A 13,469-nucleotide genomic window follows, 5' to 3' on the forward strand; every position below is an offset into this window, starting at 1 on the left:
CGCTCCGAATCAACCCGGCGCAAGCTTCCGGCAGCCTGCCCTAGTCGTCCCTCAGGCGGAAGCGCAGGAGAAGGGTGCGCTGCAGAATCGAGCGGTTGTCGTCCGAGACGAGGGTCAGGATCCGGCGGCCGTCCTCGGCGACGTCGAGGGCGATGCCCTCCATGTTGTCGATCTGGTCGGAAAGGTCGGCCTCGAAGATGACCTCCGCGTCGACGACGGCGCCGGGGGCGATGGTGCCGGCGCGCACGCGCCGGATCCGCGCGCCGACGCCGGACGCGATGGTGAAGCGACGCTCGAGGACGAGCAGGTCGCCCTCCGGCGTGAAGGTGGCATCGGTCGGATCGTAGTCGTCCCGGAGCACGAAGCGGAAGCGGTCGAAGCCGCGGGGCCGGAAGATGTAGCCGTAGCCGAGGCGCTCGCCGCGCGGCGGCGCCTCCGACAGGCCGACCGCGACGGCGTCGCCCATCAGGCCCGGCGGCACGATCGCGAGGCTTTCCAGCCCCTTCGACCATCGCATCGGCTTCTGCTCGTTCCAGAGCGCCGCGAAGCGTTCGCCGCGGGTGCCCAGCACGCCGCCCGGGAACGGGCCGGTGGCGCGGAAGCGCAGGACGCGGTGGCGCTCCTCGAAGCCGACGAGGGCCTCGAACCCGCCCTCGGCCGGGCGGATCGCGAGGCTCTCGGCGTCGGCGTCGTCCTTCCCGAGGAGCGGCCGGCCGTCCGAGTCGCGCATCACCGCCATGCGGGCCGAGCCGACGGCGAGCGGCTTGCCGTCCGGCCCGGACTCGAGGCGCGCGGCGAGCCAGAAGCCGTTGTCGGTGAGAAGGAGGAGGTCCCGGCCCTTGTCGGCCGTGGCGATCCCCGAGAAGGCGCCGAAGTGGCGGACGGGGCTCGACAGTTCGAGCCCGCCCAGCCATTCGAGGGCGCCGAAGCGGGTCTCCGGGGAGCCGCGCTTGAAGGAGGTCAGGGGCGTCGCGCGCACCTCGACGTCGAAGGCGCCGGCGGGCAGGGGGGCGTCGCCGGGCTCGGCGGCGGGCGCAATCGCGACGAGGCCGAGGGCCGCGAGGCCGACGAGGATCAGCGCGGCGGCACGCGGGCGCCGGGCCCGTGCCGGCCGGGGCAGCGTCATCCGGCCCGCCTGGCCGGGGCGCGGCCGGCGCCGCGGCCGGACGGGGCCTTCTCGTCGAACAGGGAGGCGAGCTGCTCCGTCATGGCCCCGGCGAGTTCCTCGGCGTCCACGATGGTGACGGCCCGGCGGTAGTAGCGGGTGACGTCGTGGCCGATGCCGATGGCGATCAACTCCACGGGGCTGCGCGTCTCGATCTCCTCGATGACGTAGCGCAGGTGACGCTCCAGGTAGTTGCCGGGGTTGACCGACAGGGTGGAGTCGTCGACCGGCGCGCCGTCGGAGATCATCATCAGGATCTTGCGGGCCTCCGGCCGTGCGATCAGGCGACCATGCGCCCAGGTCAGGGCCTCGCCGTCGATGTTCTCCTTGAGGAGGCCCTCGCGCATCATCAGGCCGAGGTTGCGGCGCGAGCGGCGCCAGGGGGCGTCGGCCGACTTGTAGACGATGTGCCGCAGGTCGTTCAGGCGACCGGGCGCGGCGGGCTTGCCGGCCTGCAGCCACGCCTCGCGCGACTGGCCGCCCTTCCAGGCGCGGGTCGTGAAGCCGAGGATCTCGACCTTCACGCCGCAGCGCTCGAGCGTGCGCGCCAGGATGTCGGCACAGGTGGCCGCCACCGTGATCGGCCGGCCGCGCATGGAGCCGGAATTGTCGATCAGCAGCGTCACGACGGTGTCGCGGAAGTCCGTGTCGCGCTCGCGCTTGAAGGAGAGCGGGTGCATCGGGTCGATCACCACGCGGTTGAGGCGCGCGGCGTCGAGCACGCCCTCCTCCAGGTCGAACTCCCAGGAGCGGTTCTGCTGGGCGAGAAGGCGGCGCTGCAGGCGATTGGCGAGGCGGGACACGGCGCCCTGCAGGTGGGCGAGCTGCTTGTCCAGGAAGCCGCGCAGGCGCTCCAGCTCGGCGGTCTCGCAAAGATCCTCGGCGTGGACGATCTCGTCGAACTTGCCCGTGAAGACCTTGTAGTCGCTCTCCGGCGGGCGGTTGGACAGCGGCGGCTCCGGGCGGCGCGCCTCGCCGGCCTCGTCGGCGTCGGCGGAGTCGTCCTCGGCCATCTCCTGGGCGTCGGTCTCGGAGGCCTCGGTCTCGCCCTCCTCGTCCTCGCCGGAGGCCTCCGCGGAGGCGGATTCGGTCTGGTCCTCGGACTGCTCGGCCTCGGACTCGCCCTCCTGGTTCTCCTGGTTCTCCTCGCCCGAGTCGCTGTCGTCCCGGTCCTCGTCGTCGCTCTCCGGCTCGCCGCCGAGCTCGTCGGCCATGTCGAGGGAGGCGAGGAGGTCGCGGACCGAGGCGGCGAACTTCTTCTGGTTCTCGATGGTGCCGAGCAGCCTGTCGAGGTTGCCGCCGGCCTTCTCCTCGATCCAGGGGCGCCAGAGCTCGACGAGCTTGCGGGCGCTCGGCGGCGGGGCGAGGCCGGTCAGCCGCTCGCGCACGAGGAGCGCGACGGCATCCTCGAGCGGCGCGTCGGCGCGGTCGGTGATCTCCTCGTAGTTGCCGCGGTGATAGCGGTCGTCCAGCATCGCCGAGAGGTTCTGGGCGACGCCGGCCATGCGGCGCGAGCCGATCGCCTCGCAGCGGGCCTGCTCGACCGCCTCGAAGACCGCGCGGGCGTTGCGGCCTTCCGGCTGCATGGTCCGGTGCAGGCCGGCATCGTGGCAGGCGAGCTTCAGGGCCATGCTGTCGCCGATGCCGCGCAGGATGGCGGCGTCGCGTTGCGACATCTTGCGCGGGGGCTCCGGCAGCCGCGCCTTGTTGGCCGCGAGGGTCGGACGGTCCGCCGCGAAACCGACCTCGAGCTCGGGCACGCCGGCGATCGCCCGCATGCAGGCGGCGAGCGCCTGCTTGAACGGCTCGGTGGGGGGCGTCGTCTTGTCCTTCGGGGCTGCCATTCGGTCTCGTCGTCCCGCCTCAGCTGAGCACGACGTTCAGCGCCGATTCCGGCAGGTCCTTGCCGAAGCAGCGCTGGTAGAACTCGGCCACCTTCGAACGCTCGGTCTCGTCGCACTTGTTGAGGAAGGTGACCCGGAAGGCGAAGCCGACGTCGCCGAAGATCTCGGCATTCTCGGCCCAGGTGAGCACCGTGCGGGGGCTCATCACCGTCGACAGCTCGCCCGCCATGAAGGCGTTGCGGGTCATGTCGGCGACGCGCACCATCTTGCCGACCGTGTCCTTGCCGGCGGCGTTCTGGAAGTGCTTCGCCTTGGCGAGGACGATGTCGACCTCCTTGTCGTGCGGCAGGTAGTTCAGCGTCACGACGATCGACCAGCGGTCCATCTGGCCCTGGTTGATCTGCTGGGTGCCGTGGTAGAGGCCCGAGGTATCGCCGAGGCCGATCGTGTTGGCGGTCGCGAACAGGCGGAACCAGGGGTGGGGACGGATGACGCGGCTCTGGTCGAGGAGCGTCAGCTTGCCCGAAACCTCCAGGACGCGCTGGATCACGAACATCACGTCCGGCCGGCCGGCGTCGTACTCGTCGAAGACGAGCGCGGTGTTGGTCTGCAGAGCCCAGGGCAGTATGCCGTCCCGGAACTCGGTCACCTGCATGCCGTCGCGGATCACGATGGCGTCCTTGCCGATCAGGTCGATGCGGCTGATGTGGCTGTCGAGGTTGACGCGCACGCAGGGCCAGTTCAGGCGGGCGGCGACCTGCTCGATGTGGGTCGACTTGCCGGTGCCGTGGTAGCCCGAGATCATCACGCGGCGGTTCTTGGCGAAGCCGGCGAGGATCGCCAGGGTGGTGTCCCGGTCGAACAGGTAGTCCGGGTCGAGGTCCGGCACATGCTCGCTGCGCTCCGAGTAGCCGGGCACCTCGAGGTCGGTGTCGATGCCGAACATCTGCCGGACGGACAGCTTCATGTCCGGCACGCCGTTCGGGCTCTTCTCCATCACATTCATCTCGCCTCCGTCGCCCGCGACGCATCGCGGGTCCATGGTCTCCGGCCGCCCGCCCGAGGCAGGACCGCCGCCGGAGGCTCAGTCAGGTTCGCCCCGGGGCTCGGACCGGAAGGCGGCGGCGGCCGGAGCCGCCCCGCTCGCTCAATGTCCGTCGGGTGTCATAGAACGGTTTTGCGCCGCAGGGAATCTGAAACGGCTCGGCGGGACCATTTTGCGCGGCTGACCCGCGCGACGCGAAGGGCGGCCGCCGGGCCGGTTCAGCAGAGGCCGGCGCCCTTCAGGTAGTTGTAGGCCTGGATGATTTCCTGGAGACGCCCCTCGGAGGAGCGGTCGCCGCCGTTGGCGTCGGGGTGATGGCGCTTCACCAGGGACTTGTAGCGGGACTTGATCTCCGGGCCGGTCGCCTCCTCGCCGAGGTCGAGCACCTCCAGGGACTTGCGCTCGAGGTTCTTCAGCTTGCGGCGCGGGGGCTCGGGCGGGGCTTCGGCCTCGGCGGAGCGGAAGCGGCCCTGCCGGCGCAGCAGGAAGAAGGCGTCGTCGTAGCGCGGCGACCAGGCGCCGGACCCCGGCTCCCGGCGCCAGCCCTGGGGGTTCGCGCCCATGGTCCAGGTGGGGCGGTGGCCCGTCTGCGCGTCCTTCTGGTAGTCGGCGATCGCGTCGTCCTTCATGCCGGCGAAATAGTTGTAGGACTTGTTGTAGAGCCGGACGTGATCGATGCAGAACCGGTGGTACTCGCCTTCGCGGCTGCGGCCCTTGGGGGCCGGATGCGTGCCCGCGGCGACGCAGCCCGCCCATTCGCAGAGCGGGGCGCCGTCCTTCGGGGTCCGGTCCTCCTCCGGCTTGATCCGGATTCGGTCGAAGAGCTTGGAGTCGAGCTTCATCGTCGGAATTATGGTTCGCCTACCGCCGGCCCACAAGGCTCGCACCCCGCCTCGGATCGTCCGGCACCCATGCCGGCAGGTGCGCTACAAAAACCGAGAGAGCGATGCTATCTGGTCCGCATGACCGATCGTGCCAAGAGCTACCAAGAGCGTATCCGCGAGAAATTAACCGCAGCCTTCTCGCCGGCGCGGCTCGAGGTCATCGACGAGAGCGACCATCACCGCGGCCATGGCGGCTGGCGGGAGGGGGGCGAAACCCACTTCCGCGTGCGCATCGTCGCCGAGTCCTTCCGCGGCGCGTCCCGGGTGGAGATGCACCGGCTGATCAACCGGGTGCTGGCGGAAGAGCTGGCCGAGCGGGTGCATGCCCTCGCCATCGAGGCGTCGGCGCCCTGAGGGGTCGGACGAGTCCAACCGCGCACCAGCCGACCGTCCGCGCTACCGCGGTTTACGCGGGGCCGGCATATCTGTATGGCTCTCGCCGACCTGATCAGCCGAGAGACGTGCCCATGACCATCGACCGCGCACTCCTGGACGGCCTGGCGCGGGCCGCCGTGGCTGGAGGGCAGGAAGTCCTCGCCGTCTACGGGACGGACTTCGCCGTGGCCGCGAAGGGCGACGAGAGCCCGGTCACGGAGGCGGACCGGCGGGCCGAGGTCGTCATCCTCGAACACCTGGCGACGCTGCTGCCGGGCATGCCGGTCGTTGCCGAGGAGCAAGCATCGGAAGGCCGCCTCCCGGCGGACCTCGGGCGACGGTTCGTGCTGGTCGATCCGCTCGACGGCACCAAGGAGTTCATCTCGCGCAACGGCGAGTTCACCGTCAACATCGGCATCGTGGAGGATGGCGTCCCGGTCGCCGGGGCGGTCCTGTTGCCCGCACTCGGCCAGATCTATCTCGGCGCCCGCGGGCTCGGCGCCTTCGCGGGCGAGGTCGACGGCGAGAGCATCGGCACCTTGCGGCCGATCGCTGTCCGCAAGCCCGGGGCGGGCGGGCTGGTCGTGATGGCGAGCCGGTCGCACGCGGGGCCGGAGACCGAGGCGCTGCTCGCCCGGCTCTCGGTCGCGCAGCGGATCTCGGCCGGGTCGTCCCTCAAGTTCTGCCGGATCGCCGAGGGGTCGGCTGACCTCTACCCTCGCCTCGGGCGCACGATGGAGTGGGACACGGCCGCCTCGGACGCGGTCCTGCGGGCGGCGGGCGGGTCGGTGGTGACGCTCGACGGGACACCGCTCGCCTACGGCAAGCGGCGTCAGGCGGAGGACAGCGACTTCGCCAATCCCTGGTTCCTCGCCGCCGGGGCGATCGACCTCGGGGCCGTGGTGGCGGCCGCCTCTCGCTGAGGCGGGGTGGAACATTCGCCAAAAAAAGAATAGGAAGCGGTCCGCGACGGCGAGCCGGCGAATGCGCTGCCCGGGCCGGGCGGGGCCGCGGAAGCATTTTTCGTTGTCGTCCCTGACCGGATCCCGGCGGAGTAACCCTGGAACGAAGTCGAACGGCAGGTCAGCTTGCCGAAAGGCACGATTCCGCCTAAATGCCGTGGCTTCAGGCAGGCACCCATTCGTGCGCGCGACGGGACGCGACAGTCCTGTCCAGCGGTGAGGAAGCTCCTTTGTCCATCGATCGCAACACGCATCTGAAGCGGCTCGAGGCGGAATCGATCCGCATCATCCGCGAGGTCGCCGCGGAGTTCCGCAATCCGGTCATGCTCTATTCGATCGGCAAGGACTCGTCGGTGATGCTTCATCTGGCGATGAAGGCCTTCTACCCGTCGAAGCCGCCCTTCCCGCTGATGCACATCGACACGACGTGGAAGTTCCGGGACATGATCTCGTTCCGGGACGAGACCGCGAAGCGGCTGGGGCTCGACCTCATCGTGCATACCAACGAGGAGGGCGTCCGCCAGGGCATCACCCCCTTCACGCACGGCTCGTCCTTCTACACCCACGTGATGAAGACCGAGGCGCTGAAGACGGCCCTGACGAAGTACGGCTTCGACGCCGCCTTCGGGGGCGCCCGGCGCGACGAGGAGAAGAGCCGCGCCAAGGAGCGGGTCTTCTCGTTCCGCACCGCCACCCACACCTGGGACCCGAAGAACCAGCGGCCGGAGCTTTGGCAGGTCTATAACGGCCGGGTCAACAAGGGCGAATCGATCCGCGCCTTCCCGCTGTCGAACTGGACCGAGCTCGACATCTGGCAGTACATCATGGCCGAGAACATCCCGATCGTGCCTCTCTACTACGCGGCCGTGCGGCCGGTGGTGGAGCGCGACGGCATGATGCTGATGCTGGACGACGACCGCTTCCCGCTGCTGCCCGGCGAAGTGCCGCAGCACAAGCTGATCCGGTTCCGGACGCTGGGCTGCTACCCGCTGACCAGCGCGTTCGAATCGGACGCCACGACGCTGCCCGAGATCGTGCGCGAGATGCTGATCGCGCGGACCTCCGAGCGGTCCGGCCGGCTGATCGACCACGACGATTCGGCCTCGATGGAAAAGAAGAAGCGCGAGGGGTACTTCTGATGTCGACCGCGTCCGCGACCGTGACCATCCCCGAAGCCTCGCCGATGCATTCGCCCGAGGCCTTCGCGGCCTATCTGGCCGACCAGGAGAAGAAGAGCCTCCTGCGCTTCCTCACCTGCGGCTCCGTCGACGACGGCAAGTCGACGCTGATCGGCAGGCTCCTTTACGACACCAAGCTGGTCTTCGAGGACCACCTGCTGGCGCTCGAGAAGGACAGCCGCAAGCACGGCACGACCGGCGAGGAGATCGACCTCGCGTTGCTGCTCGACGGCCTGGAGGCCGAGCGCGAACAGGGCATCACGATCGACGTCGCCTACCGGTTCTTCACGACGGAACGGCGGAAGTTCATCGTCGCCGACACGCCCGGGCATGAGCAGTACACCCGCAACATGGCGACCGGCGCCTCCACGGCCGACGCCGCGGTCCTGCTTGTCGACGCGCGCCACGGCATCGTGACGCAGACGAGGCGGCACTCGTTCATCGTCTCGCTGCTCGGCATCAAGCACGTGGTGCTGGCGATCAACAAGATCGACCTCGTCGGCTTCGACGAGAAGATCTTCACCCAGATCAAACAGGCCTACCAGGCCTTCGCGTCCGGCTTCGGCTTCAAGACGCTGGCCGCGATCCCGATCTCGGCGCGCTACGGCGACAACGTCACGATGCGGTCGGAGCGGATGCCCTGGTACAAGGGGCCGACGCTGCTCGAGCACCTGGAGACGGTCGACGTGGAGGAAGACCGGGCGAGCCGGCCCTTCCGCATGTCGGTCCAGTGGGTCAACCGGCCGAACCTCGACTTCCGCGGCTTCTCCGGCACCATCGCGTCCGGCACGGTCCGGCCGGGCGATACGCTGGTGGTGGCGAAGTCGGGCAAGACCAGCCGGGTGAAGCGGATCGTCACCTACGACGGCGACCTCGACCAGGCGACCGCCGGCGAGGCCGTCACGATCACGCTCGCCGACGAGATCGACATCAGCCGCGGCGACGTCCTGGCGCCGGCGGGCGACCGGCCGGAGGTCACCGACCAGTTCGCGGCGCATCTCGTGTGGATGAGCGAGGAGCCCCTGTTCCCGGGCCGCTCCTACCTGCTGAAGTGCGGGTCCAAGACCGTCACGGCGAGCGTCACCGAGCTCAAGCACAAGATCGACGTCAACACCTTCGAGCACCTGGCGGCCAAGGAGCTGAGGCTCAACGAGGTGACGTTCTGCAACGTCTCCCTCTCCGAGCCGATCGCCTTCGATCCCTACGAGCAGAACCGGGAGACCGGTGCCTTCATCCTGATCGACCGCTTCACCAACGCGACGGTCGGGGCGGGCATGATCTGGTACGGCCTGCGCCGGGCCACGAACGTGCACTGGCAGGCGATCGACGTCTCCAAGGAGGCGCATGCCGCCCTGAAGAGCCAGAAGCCCGCGGTGCTCTGGTTCACCGGCCTGTCCGGGTCGGGCAAGTCGACGATCGCCAACATCGTGGAGAAGAAGCTCCATGCCATGGGGCGGCACACCTTCATCCTCGACGGCGACAACGTGCGGCACGGCCTCAACCGGGACCTGGGCTTCACCGAGGCGGACCGGGTGGAGAACATCCGGCGTGTCGGCGAGGTGGCGAAGCTCTTCGTGGACGCGGGCCTGATCGTGCTCGTGTCCTTCATTTCGCCCTTCCGGGCCGAGCGCCGCATGGCGCGCGACCTGGTCGCCAAGGGCGAGTTCATCGAGGTCTTCGTCGACACCCCGATCGAGGACTGCGAGAAGCGCGACGTGAAGGGGCTCTACGCCAAGGCCCGCTCCGGCAAGCTGAAGAACTTCACCGGCATCGATTCGCCCTACGAGGCGCCCGAGAACGCCGAGGTGCGGCTGGAGACCCGGGCCGGCAGCGCGGAGGAGCTCGCGGACCAGCTGATCGCCTACATGCGGGAGCGCGGGATGATCGCCTGAGCGGTCGTTCCGCTGAGGACAGGAAAGGGCCGGATCCACGCGATCCGGCCCTTTTTCCATGCGTGCGGGGCGCGAAGGCTGCGCGTCAGGCGGCGCGGACGCGGCCGATGAAGCGGCCGACCTCTTCGCTCAGCTGCTCGGCGCGGCGGGCGAGGTCGGTGGAGGAGGTCAGCACCTGGACGGCCGCGGTGCCGGTCTCCTCGGCGGCGCGGCTGACCCCGGCGATGTTCGTGGAGACCTCCTGGGTGCCCGCGGAGGCGAGCTGCACGTTGCGGGCGATCTCGCCGGTGGCGGAGCCCTGCTGCTCGACCGCCGACGAGATGGAACCCGCGATCCGGCTCAGGCCGTCGATCGTCTCGCCGACGCCGCGGATCGCCACGACGGAGGCGCCGGTGGCGGTCTGGATCTCGGCGATCTGGGCGGAGATCTCGGCCGTCGCCTTGGAGGTCTGCTCGGCCAGGAGCTTCACTTCGCTGGCCACCACGGCGAAGCCCCGGCCGGCGTCGCCCGCGCGCGCGGCCTCGATGGTGGCGTTGAGGGCCAGGAGGTTGGTCTGGCCGGCGATGTCGGCGATCATGTCGACGATCGCGCCGATCTTCTGCGCCGAGGCGGCGAGGCGCTGGACCTTGTCGTTGGCCCCGTGGGTGTCGCCGACGGCGCGGGTCGACATGGCGCTCGACTGCTCGACCTGGCGGCCGATCTCGCGCACCGACGCGGCGAGCTCCTCGGCGGCGCTGGCCACCGTCTGGACGTTGGCGGAGGCCTCCTCGGAGGCGGCGGAAACGGCGGTCGACTGGCGCGCGGTCTCCTCGGCGGCGGCCGTCAGGGTGTTGGCGGTCGCCTGCATCTCGGAGGCCGCGGAGGCGACGGACTGGACGATGCCGCCGACGGCCCGCTCGAACTCGTCGGCGAGGCGGTGCATGGCCTCCCGCTTCTCGCGCTCGGCCGCGACCTTGGCGGCCTCCTGCTCATTCTCGAGACGCTCCTTCTCGACCGCGTTGTCGCGGAACACCTCGACGGCGGCGGCCATGCGGCCGATCTCGTCGCGCCGGCCCGCGCCGAAGATGGCGACGCGGAGGTTGCCGGCGGCGAGCTCGTTCATGCAGGCCGCGATGGCCAGGATGGCGCGGGAGATCGAGGTGCCGAGGGAGGCGGCGAGGACGGTCACGACGAGGACGAAGACGCCGGCCAGCGTCATGGCGTTGCGACGGGTCGATTCGATGGCGGCCTGGGCCCTGGGGCCGAGCTCGTTCTGCTCGGTCACGACGGAGTCCACGGCGCTTTCGTAGCGCTTCAGGATCGCGGGGCCGAGGCGATCGAGCCCCTCCTCGCGGATGCGGTGCAGTTCGACGACCTTGGCGGCCAGCGCGTCGATGCGGGTGGAGATCGTCTCGAGGTCGGTCTCGAGCTGGGGCAGCGTGCCGCCAATCTCGGCCGACTTGGTGAGGCTCTTGAGGTTGGCGACGAAGCGCGATGCCTCGAGCATGCGGGTTTGTGCCTGGCGCAGTTCGGCGTCGCCTTCGCTCGAGGCGAAGCGCTCGATATGCAGGCGTCCCATCAGGAGCTCTTGCTGGGCCGCGGAGGCGAGGCCGAAGCCGGTCAGCTCGCCGTTGCCGAAGCTCGCGGTCGCGACCGCGGCGAGCCGGTCGCGGGCGGCGTTGCCGGCCTTGACGATCTCGGCCTGCATCCTCTGCGCCTCGCGGGTCGCGTCCCGGAACTGTTCGAAGGTGCGGCGGTAGAGCGCCACCTGTTCGGCGTTGCGGGCGAGCGGGGTCTGCATCTCGGATCCGGCGAAGAGTTCGTTCAGCTCCGCCGTGCGCTCTGTGATCGCGGCCGTCTCGCTGAGCACCCGTTCGGCGAGCTGGTCGGTCGGAATGAGGCGGTACTGCATGACGGCGAGCCGGGCCGACACCATGTCGGTCGCGACCTCGTTGACCGCGAGGCTGCGGCGGGCAGTCGTCCGGTACTTCACGAAGGAATCCGCGGAGTCCGACAGGCCCATCGTCCCGATGGCGCCAACGGCGGCCACCGCCAGGATGGCCAGCCCGAAGCCGCCGAACAGCTTCGACCTCAACGTGAGTGCGATCATGCCAGACCCCGTTCCTTTGCCTGCGCCCTTGTGGAGTCAGGCGATTATTCACTTCAGGATGAAGATCGGGCAGGATCGTTGCCGTGCGCTTAATGCAGGGTTGTGTTCCTCGTAAATTTTATCGAGGCGAACCGGGTTCGCCGGCCCCCCGGACCGATCGGCATCGGCGCAGGGTCAGGCGGCGATCGCGGCGGCCAGGAAGGCACGCACCACGTCGGGCGCGACGTCGTCGGCGATGAAGCTGCGGCCGATCCCGCGGGTCAGGATGAAGGTGAGACGGCCGCGCTTGACCTTCTTGTCCTGGAAGATCGCCGCCATCAGGTCGTCTGCGCCGCCGACGCCGCCCGGCACCTGGGCGAGGGTGGTCGGGAGGCCGACCGCTTCCAGGTGGGCCTTCATGCGGGCCGCGTCGTCGGGCGAGCAGAGGTTCATGCGCACCGAGAACTGGTGGGCGAGCGTCATCCCGATGGCGACGGCCTCGCCGTGGACGAGCCGCGTCCCGTCGAAGCCGGTGACGGCCTCGAGCGCGTGCCCGAAGGTGTGGCCGAGATTGAGGAGGGCGCGGGGTCCCGTCTCCTTCTCGTCGATCTTGACCACGTGTGCCTTGGCCCGGCAGCTGGTCGCGACGGCCTGGATGCGCGCCTCGCCGCCGTCGAAGACCGCGCGCCAGTTCTCCTCCAGCCAGGCGAAGAAGGCCGGGTCGTCGATCAGCCCGTACTTCGCCACCTCGGCATAGCCGGCGCGGAAGTCGCGCGGGGACAGCGTGTCGAGCACGCCCGTGTCGGCGAGGACGAGGCTCGGCTGGTGGAAGACGCCGACCAGGTTCTTGCCGTGCCGGGTGTTGATGCCGGTCTTGCCGCCGACCGAGGAATCGACCTGGGCGAGAAGGGTGGTCGGGATCTGGACGAAGCGCATGCCGCGCCGGACCACGCCGGCGACGAAGCCGACGAGGTCGCCGATGACGCCGCCGCCGAGGGCGATCAGGAGGTCGCCGCGCTCGAGCCGGGCGGAGAGGACGCCGTCCACCACGCTCTCGAAGACCGTGAAGCTCTTCGAGCCCTCGCCGGGTGTGACGACGATCGACGAATAGGCGAGGCCGGCGTCGGTCAGGCTGGCGCCGAGCGCGTCCAGGTGGTGGGAGGCGACCGTCTCGTCCGTGACGACGGCGAAGCGGGCGCCGGGGAAGCGGCGGGCGAGCTCCGCCCCCGCGCCGGCCAGGAGGCCCGGGCCGATCAGGATCTCGTAGGCGCGGTCGCCGAGGTCGACGGGCACGATGGCGGCGGTCATGCGGGCTTGTCCTCGAAGTGGTGCTCGAGCGCGGTCATGATCTCGTCGGTGACGATGTCATGGGCGACGTCGCGGGAGTGGATGGTGAGGTCGGCGAGGGCGTAGACGGGGTAGCGGTCCGTCATCAGGCGGCGGATCGTGGCGTCCGGGTCGGCGGTCTCGAGGAGCGGACGGTTCGACTTGCGGCGGACGCGGGCGGCCAGCACCTCGAAGTCCGCCTTGAGCCAGACGGAGATGCCCCGCCGCGCGATGGCGTCCCGGGTTTCGGCGTTCATGTAGGCGCCGCCGCCGGTCGCCAGGACCTGGGGACCCTCGCCGAGGAGGCGCAGGATGACGCGCCGCTCGCCGTCGCGGAAATAGGGCTCGCCGTGCTCCGCGAAGATTTCAGGGATGGTCTTCGCGGCCGCCTTCTCGATCTCCACGTCGGCGTCCACGAAAGGCAGTTGCAGGCGCTGGGCGAGGCGACGGCCGACGGTGGTCTTGCCGGCGCCCATCATGCCGATGAGGACGATCGACCGATCGCCGAGACGCTCGACCAGCCGGCCGACCCTCTCCTCCTCGCCCGCCCTGACACCGCCCTGCATCGTTCGCTCCGGCCCTCGGACCCGCGGGTTTTTCGTGAACGGCGCCGGGTCGCAGGCATTGAGCCCATGACCGACCGTCCGTCAAGAGAAGGACCGGCCCGGGAGGGCCCGGGCGCTCCGGCAGGCGACGCAGCGGCGGGGCGACTTGCAACCGGGCGAGCGTT

At 69.9% G+C, this 13,469-nt stretch carries 11 protein-coding genes; 4 read left to right on the top strand and 7 right to left on the bottom strand.

Annotated elements, in window-relative coordinates; all coding sequences use genetic code 11:
- Positions 1-40: 40 nt before the first annotated feature.
- The 4 genes from WBG79_RS18900 to WBG79_RS18915 all read right to left on the bottom strand — a co-directional run bounded on the left by WBG79_RS18900 (position 41) and on the right by WBG79_RS18915 (position 4,896).
- Positions 41-1,126, bottom strand: coding sequence for an esterase-like activity of phytase family protein (locus WBG79_RS18900; RefSeq protein ID WP_337358733.1), 1,086 nt, complete (start codon positions 1,124-1,126; stop codon positions 41-43).
- Positions 1,123-3,009: a cobaltochelatase subunit CobT gene (gene cobT, locus WBG79_RS18905; RefSeq protein ID WP_337358734.1), complete on the bottom strand. Its 1,887-nt coding sequence runs from the start codon at positions 3,007-3,009 to the stop codon at positions 1,123-1,125. Before cobT ends, WBG79_RS18900 begins: the two co-directional genes overlap by 4 nt.
- 19 nt (positions 3,010-3,028) lie before the next feature.
- Complete coding sequence (gene cobS / locus WBG79_RS18910) at positions 3,029-4,015, bottom strand: cobaltochelatase subunit CobS (RefSeq protein ID WP_337358735.1); 987 nt, start codon at positions 4,013-4,015, stop codon at positions 3,029-3,031.
- Positions 4,016-4,272: 257 nt separating this feature from the next.
- Complete coding sequence (locus WBG79_RS18915; protein WP_337358736.1) at positions 4,273-4,896, bottom strand: J domain-containing protein; 624 nt, start codon at positions 4,894-4,896, stop codon at positions 4,273-4,275.
- A 120-nt stretch (positions 4,897-5,016) separates the two neighbouring features.
- On the opposite strand from WBG79_RS18915, the gene WBG79_RS18920 reads away from it, so the two are divergent.
- The 4 genes from WBG79_RS18920 (at position 5,017) to cysN (ending at position 9,345) form a co-directional block, all read left to right on the top strand.
- Entirely contained in the window at positions 5,017-5,292 is a 276-nt protein-coding gene (locus tag WBG79_RS18920) for a BolA family protein (protein ID WP_337358737.1), read from the top strand.
- Between the two features lie 113 nt (positions 5,293-5,405).
- A complete protein-coding gene (gene cysQ, locus WBG79_RS18925) occupies positions 5,406-6,236 on the top strand; it encodes a 3'(2'),5'-bisphosphate nucleotidase CysQ (protein WP_337358738.1) in 831 nt (276 codons plus the stop codon).
- Between the two features lie 269 nt (positions 6,237-6,505).
- Complete coding sequence (gene cysD, locus WBG79_RS18930) at positions 6,506-7,414, top strand: sulfate adenylyltransferase subunit CysD (protein WP_337358739.1); 909 nt, start codon at positions 6,506-6,508, stop codon at positions 7,412-7,414.
- Positions 7,414-9,345 (top strand): sulfate adenylyltransferase subunit CysN, encoded by a 1,932-nt coding sequence (gene cysN, locus WBG79_RS18935; protein ID WP_443147483.1) that lies wholly within the window; start codon positions 7,414-7,416, stop codon positions 9,343-9,345. Before cysD ends, cysN begins: the two co-directional genes overlap by 1 nt.
- Positions 9,346-9,430: 85 nt before the next feature.
- Here cysN and WBG79_RS18940 read toward each other — a convergent pair whose 3' ends face one another.
- From WBG79_RS18940 to WBG79_RS18950, 3 genes are all read right to left on the bottom strand, one after another.
- Positions 9,431-11,434 (bottom strand): HAMP domain-containing methyl-accepting chemotaxis protein, encoded by a 2,004-nt coding sequence (locus tag WBG79_RS18940; protein ID WP_337358740.1) that lies wholly within the window; start codon positions 11,432-11,434, stop codon positions 9,431-9,433.
- A 174-nt stretch (positions 11,435-11,608) separates the two neighbouring features.
- Complete coding sequence (aroB, locus tag WBG79_RS18945; RefSeq protein WP_337358741.1) at positions 11,609-12,721, bottom strand: 3-dehydroquinate synthase; 1,113 nt, start codon at positions 12,719-12,721, stop codon at positions 11,609-11,611.
- On the bottom strand, positions 12,718-13,305 hold the full coding sequence (locus WBG79_RS18950; RefSeq protein WP_337358742.1) for a shikimate kinase: 588 nt from the start codon (positions 13,303-13,305) through the stop codon (positions 12,718-12,720). The genes aroB and WBG79_RS18950 overlap by 4 nt, the downstream gene beginning before the upstream one ends.
- Between the last annotated feature and the right edge of the window lie 164 nt (positions 13,306-13,469).

The organism is Prosthecomicrobium sp. N25, from assembly GCF_037203705.1.
In the GTDB taxonomy this organism is placed as follows: Bacteria; Pseudomonadota; Alphaproteobacteria; order Rhizobiales; family Ancalomicrobiaceae; genus Prosthecodimorpha.